11 protein-coding genes are annotated in these 15,077 nt (G+C 71.5%); 9 read left to right on the forward strand and 2 right to left on the reverse strand.

What is annotated here, in order from left to right; genetic code table 11:
• Positions 1-75: 75 nt before the first annotated feature.
• The 9 genes from ACTWQI_RS09230 (at position 76) to ACTWQI_RS09270 (ending at position 13,019) form a co-directional block, all read left to right on the forward strand.
• Positions 76-1,707 carry a PucR family transcriptional regulator gene (locus ACTWQI_RS09230; protein ID WP_443269257.1) on the forward strand — a complete coding sequence of 544 codons (1,632 nt, stop codon included), beginning with the start codon at positions 76-78 and terminating at the stop codon, positions 1,705-1,707.
• Positions 1,708-1,893: 186 nt separating this feature from the next.
• Entirely contained in the window at positions 1,894-3,351 is a 1,458-nt protein-coding gene (locus ACTWQI_RS09235; protein WP_443269258.1) for an aldehyde dehydrogenase family protein, read from the forward strand.
• Between the two features lie 264 nt (positions 3,352-3,615).
• Complete coding sequence (locus ACTWQI_RS09240) at positions 3,616-5,553, forward strand: acyl-CoA dehydrogenase family protein (RefSeq protein ID WP_443269259.1); 1,938 nt, start codon at positions 3,616-3,618, stop codon at positions 5,551-5,553.
• Between the two features lie 100 nt (positions 5,554-5,653).
• Entirely contained in the window at positions 5,654-6,904 is a 1,251-nt protein-coding gene (dxr, locus tag ACTWQI_RS09245) for a 1-deoxy-D-xylulose-5-phosphate reductoisomerase (protein ID WP_443269260.1), read from the forward strand.
• A complete protein-coding gene (locus ACTWQI_RS09250) occupies positions 6,901-8,202 on the forward strand; it encodes a M50 family metallopeptidase (RefSeq protein ID WP_443269261.1) in 1,302 nt (433 codons plus the stop codon). Before dxr ends, ACTWQI_RS09250 begins: the two co-directional genes overlap by 4 nt.
• A 175-nt stretch (positions 8,203-8,377) precedes the next feature.
• Positions 8,378-9,532, forward strand: a complete 1,155-nt coding sequence (gene ispG, locus ACTWQI_RS09255; RefSeq protein WP_443269262.1) for a flavodoxin-dependent (E)-4-hydroxy-3-methylbut-2-enyl-diphosphate synthase — start codon at positions 8,378-8,380, stop codon at positions 9,530-9,532.
• Between the two features lie 173 nt (positions 9,533-9,705).
• Positions 9,706-10,551, forward strand: a complete 846-nt coding sequence (locus tag ACTWQI_RS09260; protein WP_443269347.1) for a GNAT family N-acetyltransferase — start codon at positions 9,706-9,708, stop codon at positions 10,549-10,551.
• 95 nt (positions 10,552-10,646) lie between these two features.
• Positions 10,647-11,180 carry a GNAT family N-acetyltransferase gene (locus tag ACTWQI_RS09265; RefSeq protein WP_443269263.1) on the forward strand — a complete coding sequence of 178 codons (534 nt, stop codon included), beginning with the start codon at positions 10,647-10,649 and terminating at the stop codon, positions 11,178-11,180.
• Positions 11,181-11,321: 141 nt separating this feature from the next.
• Positions 11,322-13,019 (forward strand): proline--tRNA ligase, encoded by a 1,698-nt coding sequence (locus tag ACTWQI_RS09270; RefSeq protein WP_443269264.1) that lies wholly within the window; start codon positions 11,322-11,324, stop codon positions 13,017-13,019.
• Positions 13,020-13,040: 21 nt separating this feature from the next.
• Here the strand turns inward: ACTWQI_RS09270 and ACTWQI_RS09275 are convergent, their stop codons facing one another.
• Both ACTWQI_RS09275 and ACTWQI_RS09280 read right to left on the reverse strand, forming a co-directional pair.
• Entirely contained in the window at positions 13,041-13,898 is an 858-nt protein-coding gene (locus ACTWQI_RS09275) for a hypothetical protein (protein ID WP_443269265.1), read from the reverse strand.
• Between the two features lie 186 nt (positions 13,899-14,084).
• The gene (locus tag ACTWQI_RS09280; protein WP_443269266.1) at positions 14,085-15,023 is read right to left on the reverse strand and encodes an aminoglycoside phosphotransferase family protein; all 939 of its coding nucleotides are present in this window, start codon (positions 15,021-15,023) and stop codon (positions 14,085-14,087) included.
• Between the last annotated feature and the right edge of the window lie 54 nt (positions 15,024-15,077).

Below are 15,077 nucleotides of genomic sequence, written 5' to 3' on the forward strand. Positions count from 1 at the left end.
TCCGTGATTCATCCGCTGAGGCAGAATTGACCTGAGCCGTTCATACGGGACGGCGAAGTAGTCGCAGAAGGTGCCATGGCCCCCACGCTCGCGTCCCTCGTCCACCACTCCGCCCTCAAGCTGGGCGTGCGCGCGGGGAAGGACCGCCTGGAGACCGAGGTGCGGTGGGCGCACGTCAGCGAGCTCGACGATCCCGTGCCGTACATGGAAGGCGGCGAGCTGCTGCTGACCACGGCCATGAAGCTGGACGCCGAGGACGTGGACGCGATGCGCCGGTATGTGCGGCGGCTGGTGGACGCGGGTGTCGTCGGGCTCGGATTCGCCGTCGGCGTCAACTACGAGGACGTTCCCCAGGCCTTGGTCGACGCGGCCGCGGAGGAGGGCCTCCCGCTGCTCGAGGTCCCGCGCCGCACCCCCTTCATCGCGATCAGCAAAGCGGTCTCCGCAGCCATTGCGGCCGACCAGTACCGGGCCGTCACCGCGGGCTTCGAGGCGCAGCGGGAACTCACCCGCGCCGCGCTGAGCGCGGAGGGTCCGGCCGCGCTCCTCGCCCGGCTCGCGACGCACGTCGACGGGTGGGCCGCGCTCTACGACGCCTCCGGGGCGGTCGTGGCCGCCGCGCCGGAGTGGGCCGCCCGCCGCGCCGCCCGGCTCACCGCCGACGTCGAGCGGCTGCGGGAGCGGCCAACTCCCGCGAGCGCCGTGGTCGGCGGCACCGACGACCGCGAGGACCGGGTCGAACTGCAATCGCTGGGCACCGGCCGCCGTGCCCGCGCCGTGCTCGCCGTCGGCACCGGCGGCCCGCCCGGCACCGCCGAGCGCTACGCCGTGCACTCCGCCATCGCCCTGCTCACCCTGACCACCGAGCGCTCGCGCGCCCTGCAGCAGGCGGAAAAGCGGCTCGGCGCGGCGGTCCTGCGCATGCTGCTGGCCGGGCAGCCGGATCATGCACGGACGGTCGCCGGCCCGTTGTACGGCGGGCTGCTCGACGCGCCCTTCCGCGTCCTCGTCGCGGAGCCGGCGCAGGGGCCCGCGCCCGCGGCGGCCGACGGGGACGGGGACGGCGATTCCGCCCGGGAGGCCCTGGGCGCGCTCGAGGACACCCTGGAGTCGGCCGCGGCCCGCAGTGGCGAAGCGCTGCTGGTGGTGCCGGACGGCGAGCGGTTGGTCGTCCTCGCCCCCGACGGAGGGGCAACGGTCTCGGCGTGCGCCGGAGTCGCCGAGGGCCGGCGCGGCACGGCGGCGCGGACGGCCGAGAAGAGCCGCACGGCGGAGGAGAGCGATGTCGTCATCGGACTGTCCGCCCCGGCGGGCCCCATCGGCGCGGCGGGCGCCTACCGGCAGGCGGAGCAGGCCCTGTCCGTCGCCCGGCGCCGCGGCCGCGCCCTGGTCGAACACGAGCAGGTCGCCGCCGGGTCCGTCCTCCCGCTGCTTGCGGACGAGGCGGTACGGGCCTTCGCCGACGGCATGCTGCGCGCCCTGCACGAGCACGACGCGACCGGCCGTGGCGACCTGGTCGCCTCGCTCCGCGCGTGGCTCTCCCGCCACGGCCAGTGGGACGCGGCCGCGGCGGACCTCGGCGTTCACCGGCACACCCTGCGCTATCGCATGCGGCGCGTCGAGGAGATCCTCGGCCGCTCCCTCGACGACCCCGACGTCCGCATGGAACTCTGGCTGGCCCTCAAGGCCACCTCCGGCCCGGAGTAGATCCAGGCCCGCACCCGGCAGACGGCAGATCACCACGCCCGGGCGTAGCCGCCATGATTGCCACCGCGGCCAGCCGAGACCTCGCACCACTCCACGCCGGACAAACGCGATCCGCCGCCCCCGCCCCTACCGTGGGGCACAGACAAACGCACCATCCCCACCACTTCGGAAGGGCCGGGATCCGCTGTGACTTCCTCCCGCGTAGCCCATCACGCGTTCTGGCTCGCCGGCCGCGAAGCGACCGGCGACGAGACACTCGACGTCACCTCCCCCTGGGACGGCAGTCTGGTCGGCACCGTCAGCGTTCCCACTGAGGCCCAGGTCGAGGAGGCCGTGGCCGCCGCGCACGCGGTCCGGGACGAGTTCGCCGCCACACCCGCCCACGTACGGGCCGCCGCCCTCGACCACGTGTCGCGCCGCCTGGTCGAGCGCACCGAGGAGATCGCCCGCCTGATCTCCGCCGAGAACGGCAAGCCGGTCAAGTGGGCGCGCGGCGAGGTCGGCCGCGCCGTGTCCGTGTTCCGCTTCGCCGCCGAGGAGGCCCGCCGTTTCAATGGCGGGGAGGCCCAGCGGCTGGACACGGACGCCGGTGGCGTCGGGCGGCTCGCCCTGACGCGCCGCTTCCCGCGGGGCGCCGTGCTCGGCATCGCCCCGTTCAACTTCCCGCTCAACCTCTGTGCCCACAAGATCGCCCCGGCGATCGCGGTCGGCGCGCCGATCATCCTCAAGCCCGCTCCGGCGACCCCGCTCTCCGGTCTCCTCCTCGGCGAGCTGCTCGCCGAGACCGAGCTGCCCGCCGGCTCCTGGAGCGTGCTGCCGGTGCCCAATGACCGTATGCCCGCCCTCGTCCAGGACGAGCGGCTGCCGGTCATCTCCTTCACCGGCTCGGACAAGGTCGGCTACGCGATCATGGAGTCGGTGCCGCGCAAGCACTGCACGCTGGAGCTCGGCGGCAACGGCGCGGCCGTCGTGCTCTCCGACTTCTCCTCGGAGGCCGACCTCGACTGGGCGGCCACCCGCATCGCGACGTTCTCCAACTACCAGGGCGGCCAGTCCTGCATCTCCGTGCAGCGGGTGATCGCGGACGCCTCGGTGTTCGACCGGCTGGTCCCCAGGGTGGTGGCGGCCGTCGAGGCACAGGTCACCGGCGACCCGTCGGATGACGCCACCGACGTCGGCCCGCTGGTCAGCGAGGACGCCGCCAAGCGCGTCGAGTCCTGGGTCGAGGAGGCCGTACAGGCGGGCGCGCAGCTGCTCACCGGCGGCAAACGCGACGGCGCCTCGTACGCCCCCACCGTGCTCGCCGATGTCCCCGCCGACGTCACCCTGGCCCGCGAGGAGGTCTTCGGGCCGGTCGTGGAGCTGCAGAAGGCCGATGGTGAGGCAGCGGCGTTCGCCGCGGTCAACGACTCCAAGTACGGCCTTCAAGCAGGCGTGTTCACGCACGACCTGCAGACCGCCTTCCGCGCCCAGCGCGCGCTCGAGGTCGGCGGCGTGATCGTCGGCGACGTCCCGTCCTACCGCGCGGACCAGATGCCGTACGGCGGTGCCAAGCAGTCCGGCGTGGGCCGCGAGGGCGTGCGGTTCGCGATGGACGACTACACCTACGAGCGGGTCATGGTCCTGACCGGCCTCGACCTCTGAGCCGCCGGCGGCCGGGGCGCGGTGCGGTGCGCCCCGGCCGCCGTTTCGCGCCCGCGCGGCCATGCCACCCCGCATCGCGGGCCGCGGTTGCGGCGGTCCGTTACGGTCGTGAGCAGCGTCCCGCCCGGCGGCTCCTTCCGGATGGGGTCTGCGCGAGGGCTGGTACAGCCCTCACGGATCGGGTACATACGGTCGAGTAGCACCGACCGGTAGTAAGCCGACCGGTACGACGACGCCCCGACTCAGCGGCGAGGTGACCCCTCCATGACCGCCACATCCGCCAGGCCCACCGTCTCCGAGCGCGAAGCGCGCCAGGTCGCCGAGGCCGCCCGCGAGCAGGACTGGCGTAAGCCGAGCTTCGCCAAGGAGCTGTTCCTGGGCCGCTTCCGGCTCGACTTGATCCACCCTCATCCGATGCCGGACGCCGAGGCCGTACGACGCGGCGAGCAGTTTCTCGCCAAGCTGAAGGACTTCTGCGAGACCCGCATCGACCCCGCCCTGATCGAGCGCGAGGCCAAGATCCCCGACGAGGTGGTCAACGGGCTCAAGGAGCTCGGCGCGCTGGGCATGAAGATCGACACGAAGTACGGCGGTGTCGGCCTCACTCAGGTCTACTACAACAAGGCGCTCGCCCTCGTCGGCTCCGTCAGCCCCGCCATAGGAGCGCTGCTCTCCGCCCACCAGTCCATCGGCGTCCCCCAGCCGCTGAAGCTCTTCGGCACGGAGGAGCAGAAGGACGCCTTCCTGCCCCGCTGCGCCCGCACCGACATCTCGGCCTTCCTGCTCACCGAACCCGACGTCGGCTCCGACCCGGCCCGCCTCGCCACCACCGCCGTGCCGGACGGCGACGAGTACGTGCTCGACGGCGTGAAGCTCTGGACCACGAACGGGGTCGTCGCCGACCTGCTCGTCGTCATGGCCCGCGTCCCGAAGAGCGAGGGCCACAAGGGCGGGATCACCGCCTTCGTCGTCGAGACGGCGGCCGAGGGCGTCACCGTGGAGAACCGAAACGCGTTCATGGGCCTGCGCGGCCTCGAGAACGGCGTGACCCGGTTTCACCAGGTCCGGGTTCCCGCGGCCAACCGCATCGGACCCGAGGGCGCAGGCCTCAAGATCGCCCTCACCACGCTGAACACCGGCCGCCTCTCCCTCCCCGCGATGTGCGTCGGCGCCGGGAAGTGGTGCCTGAAGATCGCCCGCGAGTGGTCCGGCGTCCGCGAACAGTGGGGCAAGCCGGTCGCCCTGCACGAGGCCGTCGGCTCGAAGGTCTCCTTCATCGCCGCCACCACCTTCGCGCTCGAAGCCGTTCTGGACCTGGCGAGCCAGATGGCCGACGAGGACCGCAACGACATCCGCATCGAGGCGGCGCTGGCCAAGCTGTACGGGTCCGAGATGGCCTGCCTGATGGCCGACGAGCTGGTCCAGATCCGCGGCGGTCGGGGCTACGAGACCGCCGAATCGCTCGCCGCCCGCGGCGAGCGTGCCGTCCCCGCCGAGCAGATCCTGCGCGATCTGCGCATCAACCGGATCTTCGAGGGCTCGACCGAGATCATGCATCTGCTGATCGCCCGCGAGGCCGTCGACGCGCATCTGTCCGTGGCGGGAGACCTCATCGACCCGGAGAAGAGCCTGGGCGACAAGGCGAAGGCGGGCGCCAGAGCCGGTGGTTTCTACGCCCGCTGGCTGCCGAAACTCGTTGCCGGCCGCGGCCAGGTCCCGGGCACCTACCGGGAATTCCACCCCTCCGGCCATCCCGACCTCGCCGGGCACCTCCGCTTCGTCGAGCGCACCTCCCGCAAGCTCGCCCGCTCCACCTTCTACGCCATGTCCCGGTGGCAGGGCCGGATGGAGACCAAGCAGGGCTTCCTCGGCCGGATCGTCGACATCGGCGCGGAACTCTTCGCGATGAGCGCGGCGTGCGTACGGGCCGAGCTGCTGCGGTCGAGCGGCGACCACGGCCTGGAGGCGTACCAGCTGGCCGACGTCTTCTGCCGGCAGTCCCGGATCCGGGTGGACGAGCTCTTCGGACGGCTGTGGACCAACACCGACGACCTCGACCGCAAGGTGGTCAAGGGCGTCCTCGGCAGCGCGTACACCTGGCTGGAAGAGGGCATCGTCGACCCGAGCGGAGACGGTCCCTGGATCGCCGACGCCACCCCGGGCCCGGCGACGAAGGGGAACGTGCACCGGCCCATTCGCTGAGCCGCTGCTGCCACCTCGCCTCCGGCCGGAGGCGAGGTGGTGTGCCCCAGACAGGGGACACCCTGTCCGGAGCGCGCACGCTTCCGGCCACAATGGGGGAATGACGGACTCCCTCGCCCACCCGCACTACCGGTTTCCCGCGGCCGCGGCCGCGACCGGAGGCCCGCGGGACATCGTGATCCTCGGCTCCACCGGCTCGATCGGCACCCAGGCCATCGACGTGGTGCTGCGCAACCCCGACCGCTTCCGCGTCACCGGCCTCTCCGCCGCGGGCGGCCGGGTGGAGCTGCTCGCCGAACAGGCCTGGCAGCTGCGAGTCCGTACGATCGCGGTCTCCCGCCCGGAGGCGGTGCCCGCCCTGCGTGCGGCACTGGCCGGGCTGTATGGCGGTGAGCCGCTGCCGCAGATCCTGGCCGGCCCGGAGGCGGCGACCGAGCTGGCCGCGAGCGACTGCCATTCCGTGCTCAACGGCATCACCGGGTCGATCGGCCTCGCTCCCACGCTGGCCGCCCTCGAAGCCGGCCGGGTGCTGATCCTGGCGAACAAGGAGTCGCTGATCGTCGGTGGCCCGCTGGTCAAGGCGGTGGCGAAGCCCGGCCAGATCGTGCCCGTCGACTCCGAGCACTCCGCCCTGTTCCAGGCCCTGATGGGCGGGACCCGCGCGGAGGTCCGCAAACTGGTCGTCACCGCCTCCGGCGGCCCGTTCCGCGGCCGTACGAAGCCGGAACTGGCCCAGGTCACCCCCGAGCAGGCGCTCTCCCACCCCACCTGGGACATGGGGCCCGTCATCACGATCAACTCCGCGACCTTGGTCAACAAGGGCCTGGAGGTCATCGAGGCGCACCTGCTCTACGACATTCCGTTCGACCGCATCGACGTCGTCGTGCACCCCCAGTCCTACGTCCACTCCATGGTCGAGTTCGTCGACGGGTCCACGCTCCTCCAGGCCAGTCCTCCCGACATGCGGATGCCGATCGCACTGGGACTCGGCTGGCCCGACCGGGTACCGGACGCCGCGCCCGCCTGCGACTGGACCACGGCCTCGACCTGGGAGTTCTTCCCGCTCGACACGGACGCCTTCCCGTCCGTGGGGCTCGCCCGGCACGTCGGTGGCCTGGGCGGGACCGCTCCCGCTGTCTTCAACGCCGCGAACGAGGAGTGCGTCGACGCTTTTCTCGCCGGATCGCTGCCGTTCACCGGAATTGTGGATACGGTCGCGGACGTGGTCGCCGAGCACGGCACGCCGCGGGGAACTGGTCTGACCGTCGCGGACGTCCTCGAGGCGGAGACCTGGGCGCGCGCCCGCGCCCGTGAACTGGCAGCGAAGGCGACAGCGGAGGCCCGCGCATGACGACACTGATGACGGTCCTCGGCATAGTCGTGTTCGTCGTCGGACTGCTCTTCTCGATCGCGTGGCACGAGCTGGGGCATCTGTCCACCGCCAAGCTCTTCCGCATCCGCGTGCCGCAGTACATGGTCGGCTTCGGCCCGACCATCTGGTCCCGGCACAAGGGCGAGACCGAGTACGGCATCAAGGCCATACCGCTCGGCGGCTACATCCGCATGATCGGGATGTTCCCGCCCGGCGACGACGGCAAGGTCGCGACCCGGTCCACCTCCCCATGGCGCGGCATGATCGAGGACGCCCGCTCGGCCGCCTTCGAGGAGCTGCAGCCGGGCGACGAGAAGCGGCTGTTCTACACGCGCAAGCCGTGGAAGCGCGTCATCGTGATGTTCGCCGGGCCCTTCATGAACCTGATCCTGGCCGTCGTGATCTTCCTCGGCGTGCTGATGGGCTTCGGCATCAACACCCAGACCACCACGGTCAGCACCGTCTCGGACTGTGTGATCTCGCAGAGCGAGAACCGTGACAAGTGCGTCGACGGCGACCCTGCCTCACCGGCCAAGGCCGCGGGCCTGAAGCCCGGCGACACGATCGTCGCGTTCAACGGCGAGCGGGTCGCGGACTGGGGCACGCTCCAGGACCGGATCCGCGACACCATCGGTCCGGCCACGATCACCGTCGAGCGGCGCGGTGAGACCGAGGTCCTCAAGGCGAACCTGGTGGAGAACAGGGTCGCCAAGAACGACGGCAACGGCCGCACGGTGCCCGGCGAGTACGTGACGGCCGGCTTCCTGGGGTTCAGCCCAGCCACCGGCGTCGTGAAGCAGTCCTTCGCGCAGTCCGCGGACCGGATGGGCGACATGATCGCGTCCGGCGCCGAGGCGCTGATCGATCTGCCGTCCAAGGTGCCGGCCCTGTGGGACGCGGCCTTCGGGGACGGGGAGCGCGAGCCGGACTCACCGATGGGCGTGGTGGGCGCGGCGCGGGTCGGCGGTGAGGTGTTCAACCTGGACATCCCGCCGGAGCAGCGGGTCGCGACCATGCTCTTCCTGGTCGCGGGCTTCAACCTGTCGCTGTTCCTGTTCAACATGCTGCCGCTGCTGCCCCTGGACGGCGGGCATATCGCAGGCGCGGTGTGGGAGTCGGTGCGGCGCACCGCGGCCCGCGTCTTCCGGCGGCCGGATCCCGGGCCCTTCGACGTCGCCAAGCTGATGCCGGTCGCCTATGTCGTCGCCGGGATCTTCATCTGCTTCACGCTGCTGGTGCTGGTGGCCGACCTGGTCAACCCGGTCAGAATCTCGTAGCCGGGCGAGCCGAAGAACACTGAGCGACAGCCGGGCGAACTTTTCGCCCGGCTGTCACCATTTGTGCGAGTTTGGCGACGAGATGTGCTGAGGCCGGGGCCCGTACCGTAATCTCAAGGCTGGAGCCCGCCGATCTCGGGACCGCGTTGATCCACACCTTGGGGTTGCTCGCACCATGACTGCGATTTCACTCGGAATGCCGTCCGTTCCGGCCAAGCTCGCCGAGCGGCGGGTCAGCCGCAAGATCCAGGTCGGGTCGGTGGCCGTGGGCGGGGACGCTCCGGTCTCGGTGCAGTCGATGACGACGACCGTGACGGCGGATGTCGGTGCGACGCTGCAGCAGATCGCCGAGCTCACGGCATCCGGGTGCCAGATCGTGCGGGTGGCGTGCCCCTCGCAGGACGACGCGCAGGCCCTGCCGGTGATCGCGCGGAAGTCGCAGATCCCGGTGATCGCGGACATCCACTTCCAGCCGAAGTACGTCTTCGCGGCGATCGACGCGGGATGCGCGGCGGTGCGTGTGAATCCGGGGAACATCCGGCAGTTCGACGACAAGGTCAAGGAGATCGCCAAGGCCGCCTCCGACGCCGGGGTGCCGATCCGGATCGGGGTGAACGCGGGCTCGCTGGACAAGCGGCTGCTGCAGAAGTATGGCAAGGCGACCCCGGAAGCGCTGGTGGAGTCCGCGCTGTGGGAGTGCTCGCTCTTCGAGGAGCACGGCTTCCGGGACATCAAGATCTCGGTCAAGCACAACGACCCCGTGGTGATGGTCAACGCCTACCGGCAGCTGGCCGCGCAGTGCGACTACCCGCTGCACCTGGGCGTCACCGAGGCGGGCCCGGCGTTCCAGGGCACCATCAAGTCGGCCGTCGCCTTCGGCGCCCTGCTGAGCGAGGGCATCGGCGACACGATCCGGGTCTCGCTGTCGGCACCGCCGGCGGAGGAGGTCAAGGTCGGCATCCAGATCCTCGAGTCGCTGGGGCTGCGCCAGCGCCGGCTGGAGATCGTCTCTTGTCCGTCGTGCGGCCGCGCCCAGGTGGACGTCTACAAGCTGGCCGACCAGGTGACGGCGGGCCTGGAGGGCATGGAGGTGCCGCTCCGGGTGGCCGTCATGGGCTGTGTGGTCAACGGTCCCGGTGAGGCTCGTGAGGCCGATCTGGGTGTGGCGTCGGGGAACGGCAAGGGGCAGATCTTCGTGAAGGGCGAGGTCATCAAGACCGTGCCGGAGTCGAAGATCGTGGAGACCCTGATCGAGGAGGCCCTGAAGATCGCCGAGCAGATGGAGGCCGACGGCGTCATCTCCGGCGAGCCTGAGGTCTCCGTGAGCTGACCGTACCCGCACCGCGCCCCAGAGCCCTCGCGCGGCCGACGGGCGGGACTCCCCGGCCGAAGGGGCGTTCACCAGCACCGACGGGTACAGTGCGGAAACCAGTGCTCCTGCCACCGATCCCGGCTCAGCAGGCACACCACCCGGACGGCCCGCACGGTGAGGCATTGCGACACGTGTTGACGACGACCACCTCCAGGGTTCTCGAGCCCGGCGAGCTCGACGCCGCCCTCGCGGTCCTCGACCGTGATCCGGTCGCCAATGCCTTCGTCGCCGCCCGCGTCCAGGTGGCCGGGCTCGATCCGTGGCGCCTGGGCGGCGAGATGTGGGGCTGGTACGCGGACGGCCGCCTCGAATCGCTCTGCTACGCGGGAGCCAACCTCGTCCCCATCTGCGCTGGACCGGATGCCGTGCGCTCCTTCGCCGAACGCGCCCGGCGCGCCGGACGGCGCTGCTCCTCCATCGTGGGACCCGCCGAGCCCACCGCTCACCTCTGGTCCCTGCTCGAGCCGAGCTGGGGCCCGGCCCGGGAGGTCCGTGCCCACCAGCCGCTCATGATCACCACGTCCATGCCGGCTGGCATAGCGCCGGACCCGCTCGTGCGCCGCATCCGCAAGGACGAAATAGACATCGTCCTGCCGGCCTGCGTCGCGATGTTCACCGAGGAGGTCGGCGTCTCACCGCTCGCGGGCGACGGCGGACTCCTCTACCAGGCGCGGGTCGCCGAACTCGTAGGCGCCGGCCGCTCCTTCGCCCGCATCGAGAACGGCGAGGTGATCTTCAAGGCGGAGATCGGCGCGGCGACCCCGCAGGCGTGCCAGATCCAAGGGGTCTGGGTCGCACCGGAGTTCCGCGGCCGTGGGCTGTCCGAGACCGGCATGGCCGCGGTCCTGCGGTACGCGCTGACCGAAGTCGCCCCCGTCGTCAGCCTCTACGTCAACGACTACAACACCGCGGCCCGTGCGGCGTACCGCCGTGTCGGCTTCCAGGAGGTCGGCGCCTTCATGAGCGTGCTGTTCTGAGGGTGAGCGCTCGGCGCTGAAGCCGGCTCGCCCGCCGCTGGCATGGCGCCGTTCGGCACCACCGGGGCAGCTGAGACGACGGTAGGGTCACGGACATGGAAGACGTCGTGGTCGGGCCACTCGACCTTGCCGCCCGGGTCGACGAGGCACTGGCCGTCCAGGCGCTGGCCTTCGGACTGACCCACGACGAGATCGGGGTACGGCGCCACATCGTGCTCCGGCACCTCACCTGCCCCGGAGCCCGCGCACTCGGCGCCACGACGCCGGACGGCCGCCTCGTCGGCTTCATCTACGGCATGCCCAACGACCGCAGCCACTGGTGGTCGACGATCGTCGAGCCCTATCTGCGCAGCGCCGGCGCGGACGGCTGGCTCGACGACTCCTTCGTCATCACCGAGCTCCATGTGCACCCCTCGTTCCAGAAGCGCGGGATCGGGCGCAAGCTGATCACCACGCTCACCGACCGCGTCGAACAGCCGCGCAGCATCCTCTCCGCGATCGACGTCGAGAGCCCGGCGCGTGCGCTCTACCGTGCGCTGGGCTACCGCGACCTCGCGCGCCGAGTGCTGTTCCCCAGCGCGCCGAGTCCGTACGCCGTCATGGGCGCGACCCTGCCGCTGCGTCGGTGACGCCGGGGGCGCACAGTCAGGCGGGAATGGGCCCGCCCCTGCTGACTCCCGCAGTTGCCTCCCCCTGGCGTTAGCTGGGGGAGTGCCCCCACCGTTGGATAGCCTCCTGCTCATCACCCGTCGTACCCAGGAGAGAACGCCATGGTCCAGCGCATGTCCCGGATGATGCTCAAGACACTGCGCGACGACCCGGCCGACGCCGAGACCGTCAGCCACAAGCTGCTGGTCCGCGCCGGCTACGTGCGCCGTTCGTCCGCGGGGATCTGGACCTGGCTGCCGCTCGGCAAGGCGGTCCTGGAGAACGTCTCCCGGGTGGTCCGCGAGGAGATGGACGCCATCGGCGCCCAGGAGGTGCTGCTGCCCGCGCTGCTGCCCAAGGAGCCGTACGAGGCCAGTGGCCGCTGGGAGGAGTACGGCGAGCTGCTCTTCCGGCTGAAGGACCGCAAGGGGGGCGATTACCTCCTCGGCCCCACCCACGAGGAGATCTTCACCCTGGTCGTCAAGGACCAGTGCACGTCCTACAAGGACCTCCCGGTGATGCTCTACCAGATCCAGACGAAGTTCCGGGACGAGGCCCGGCCGCGCTCCGGTGTGCTGCGCGGCCGCGAGTTCCTCATGAAGGACTCCTACTCCTTCGACACCGACGACGAAGGGCTCGCCGAGTCCTACCGACTGCACCGCGAGGCGTACACGAAGATCTTCCAGCGGATCGGCCTGGACTACCGCATCGTGTCGGCCGTCTCCGGGGCGATGGGCGGCTCCGCGTCCGAGGAGTTCCTCGCGCCGGCCGCCGCCGGCGAGGACACCTTCGTGGACTGCCCGGCCTGCGACTACGCCGCCAACACCGAGGCCGTGACCACGCCGGTGCCGCAGGTCGAGAAGATCGAGCACCCGCCGGTCGAGGAGCTGGACACCCCCGACACCCCGACCATCGAGACCCTCGCCGACCACCTGGGCGTCGAGCGATCCGCCACCTTGAAGAACCTCCTCGTCAAGGTGGACGGGAAGATCACGGCGGTCGGCGTGCCCGGTGACCGCGAGGTGGACCTCGGCAAGCTCGGTGAGCATCTGGCCCCCGCCGTCGTGGAGCTGGTGACGGCCGAGGACTTCGTGGACCGGCCCGATCTCGTACGCGGCTACGTCGGCCCGCAGGGCATGGCCGGAAGCGCCTTCACCTACATCGCCGACCCGCGGGTCGCCCCCGGTACCTCCTGGATCACCGGTGCCAACAAGGACGGCAAGCACGCGCGCCATGTGGTGTGCGGCCGGGACTTCGAGGTCGACCGTTACCTGGACGTGGTGGTGGTCGAGCCGGGCGACCCCTGCCCGCGCTGCGGCTCGGGCCTGGAGATCGGCCGCGCCATCGAGATCGGCCACATCTTCCAGCTGGGCCGCAAGTACGCGGACGCCTTCGAGCTCGACGTCCTCGGCCGCGAGGGCAAGCCGGTACGGGTGACCATGGGCTCGTACGGCATCGGCGTCTCGCGGGCCGTCGCCGCGCTGGCGGAGCAGACGGCCGACGAACAGGGTCTGTGCTGGCCGCGCGAGATCGCCCCCGCCGATGTGCACGTCGTGGCGGCGGGCAAGGCGCGGCAGGCCGAAATCGCCCTGGAGGTGGCCGAGAAGCTGCACTCGGCGGGGCTGCGGGTGCTCGTCGACGACCGGGCGGGCGTGTCGCCCGGGGTGAAGTTCACCGACGCCGAGCTGATCGGCGTGCCGGCCATCCTGGTCGTGGGCAGGCGTGCGGGCGAGGGCGTCGTCGAGCTGAAGGACCGCCGGACGGGGGAGCGCGAGGAACTGCCCGTGGAGGAGGCGGTGGCGCAGCTCGCGAAGAGCTAGCCAGGCACTGTGCCGACTGCCTCACGAGACGGCCGGGTACCTCGCGAACACCTGCTGGAAGTGCAGGTTTCCGCTGATCAGATGGCCCAGCTCGGGTGCGTACCGGCGAATCCCCGGATGTGCGCCGAGCGGGCCGCCGAGCACCTCGCCACATGTCTCCGTGAAGCGGTCCTCCACGTCCTGGAGAGCTCCCACACACTTCGGGACGGTGGTCCCGCTGCCGACGAGGACCAGGTGTTCGACGGCGAGGTCGCGTACGTGGGCGAGCGCGGGCTCCGCCGCCAGCTCCTCGGTCAGATCGATGCCGAGGGCGTACTCGGTCATGACCGTGCCCCAGACGGCGAAGGCGCGGCCGGCGTCGTCGGCGAGGAGAGCCCGGTACGCGCCGAGGCACCGATCCGCCACTCCCGGAGCCATCAGCGGCAGCGCGAGCTCCAGGGCCCGGTGCAGCATCCGCCCCGCGGCGAAGCCGGGCGGTGGCTGCAACCCTCCCCCAGCTACCTCCCCCAGACTCCGTCTGGGAGGTGCCCCCAGGGGTGCCCCCAGCGCCGCGGCGAAGGACTGGCGCAGTCCGGTCCCGGTCTCATGACCGCTGAGCACCTCGCTGACGAGCCCCGACGGAATCACCAGATTGGACAGGGCGAAGCTGCGGTCGGCCAGCATGTGCGGATAGCAGAGACAGGCCCACAGGGGCCTGCGGCGGCGGAGGTAGCGTCCGGCCGCCCGCTCGGCCCGGGGCCCGCCGAAGTGGTCGACGAGATACGGGCGGGCCCAGCGGTTGCAGTCCCGCTCGATCCGGACACTGTCCGGCCGCCGGACGACGGGCAGCCGGGACGGGACGTCCGGCGGTCGGAACGGTTCGTCTGCTCGCTGGCACATCCCGGACTCCTCCCCTGGGGGCACCTCCCGGGCCGTTAACCCAGGGGGACCACCGCTGGGTGGTACTCCAGCGGTTGATCATGCCGACGAGAGCCCCTTGCCCGCTGAATATCGGCCACAGCCCGCCCCGGCGGGGGCGCACAGGCGCACCCCGGCGTTCACGGCATCCGCCGAGCGCCGGTCGGATCAGAGCCAGCCCGCGAACTCCAGCAGCAGTTCGCCGTCCTGGGTGCGGCCCGACGAGAATGCCCGCAGGCCCGATTCCACCGCGCGGAAGAGCGTCCAGCCGCGCAGCCGGTCGCGGTCCACGTCGAGGGAGTCCGCCAGCTTCGCCACCCTGCGGCGCGCCGCGGCGGCCCCGCCCGGGGACGCCACCAGGTCCTCGAGGCGGTCACGGACCAGCCGTGCGAGGTCGTACGCGCGTTCGCCGACCACCGGCTCAGGGCCGACCGCCAGCCACGGTGAGCGCTCCCCCGCCAGCACTTTGCCCTGCCGGAACCGGCCGTGCAGCAACAGGGCCTCGGTCGACACCGCCGCCAGGTCCTCGCGTACCGCCAGGGCTTCCTCGACCAACGGCCGGGCGCTCTCCGCCCAGGGCTCGGCCGCCCTCGCCCGCAGGACCTCCGCCTCCCGGCCCGTCCGGTCGGCCACCGACTCGAACGGGTGGGCCTCGCCCGGCTCGACCCACAGCCTTCGCACCGTGCCCGCCGCCTCCAGCTGCGCCTTCGCCTCGGGCAGCGAGCGGAGCGAGACCTCCGGTTGGAGCCGCTCCAGCAGCAGTGCGCCGGTTTCGGGCGCGGCCGCCAGCAGCTGTACCGCGCCCCGGCCGTCCCAGCGGGCCAGCGCGGCGTGTTCCAGTGCCGGGGACACGCCCGGAGCGAGCAGCTTGAGTGCCGCCGGAGACCCGTCGGCACGCCGTACGAGGACGATCAAGCTGCTGCGTCCGCCCGGCGCCTGGATCCGATCGAGGGTCAGCTCCCAGCGCTCCAGGGCATCGTGGACGAGCTGGGGCAGGGCCCGCAGCCATTCCGCGCCGCTCGCGGCCCGCTCCTCGGCCAGGGCGCGTACGAGGCGCTGTGGCGGCTCGAGCGGAGTTCCGGCGTCGGACCGTGCTGCTGAAGCCATCCCTGAGCTTTCCTCTTCCTCGCTGCTTCCCTGCTGCGTGTCCGCGCCCGTCCT

The sequence above is a fragment of the Streptomyces sp. KR80 genome (genome assembly GCF_052245555.1).
Classification (GTDB): domain Bacteria; phylum Actinomycetota; class Actinomycetes; order Streptomycetales; family Streptomycetaceae; genus Streptomyces.

Excerpts from the sequence above, each read along its gene's own strand:
- ACTWQI_RS09240 (WP_443269259.1), top strand. The coding sequence starts at position 3,616 with ATGACCGCCACATCCGCCAGGCCCACCGTCTCCGAGCGCGAAGCGCGC.
- ACTWQI_RS09280 (WP_443269266.1), bottom strand. The coding sequence starts at position 15,023 with ATGGCTTCAGCAGCACGGTCCGACGCCGGAACTCCGCTCGAGCCGCCA.
- ACTWQI_RS09250 (WP_443269261.1), top strand. The coding sequence starts at position 6,901 with ATGACGACACTGATGACGGTCCTCGGCATAGTCGTGTTCGTCGTCGGA.
- ACTWQI_RS09265 (WP_443269263.1), top strand. The coding sequence starts at position 10,647 with ATGGAAGACGTCGTGGTCGGGCCACTCGACCTTGCCGCCCGGGTCGAC.
- dxr (WP_443269260.1), top strand. The coding sequence starts at position 5,654 with ATGACGGACTCCCTCGCCCACCCGCACTACCGGTTTCCCGCGGCCGCG.
- ACTWQI_RS09275 (WP_443269265.1), bottom strand. The coding sequence starts at position 13,898 with ATGTGCCAGCGAGCAGACGAACCGTTCCGACCGCCGGACGTCCCGTCC.
- ispG (WP_443269262.1), top strand. The coding sequence starts at position 8,378 with ATGACTGCGATTTCACTCGGAATGCCGTCCGTTCCGGCCAAGCTCGCC.
- ACTWQI_RS09270 (WP_443269264.1), top strand. The coding sequence starts at position 11,322 with ATGGTCCAGCGCATGTCCCGGATGATGCTCAAGACACTGCGCGACGAC.
- ACTWQI_RS09230 (WP_443269257.1), top strand. The coding sequence starts at position 76 with ATGGCCCCCACGCTCGCGTCCCTCGTCCACCACTCCGCCCTCAAGCTG.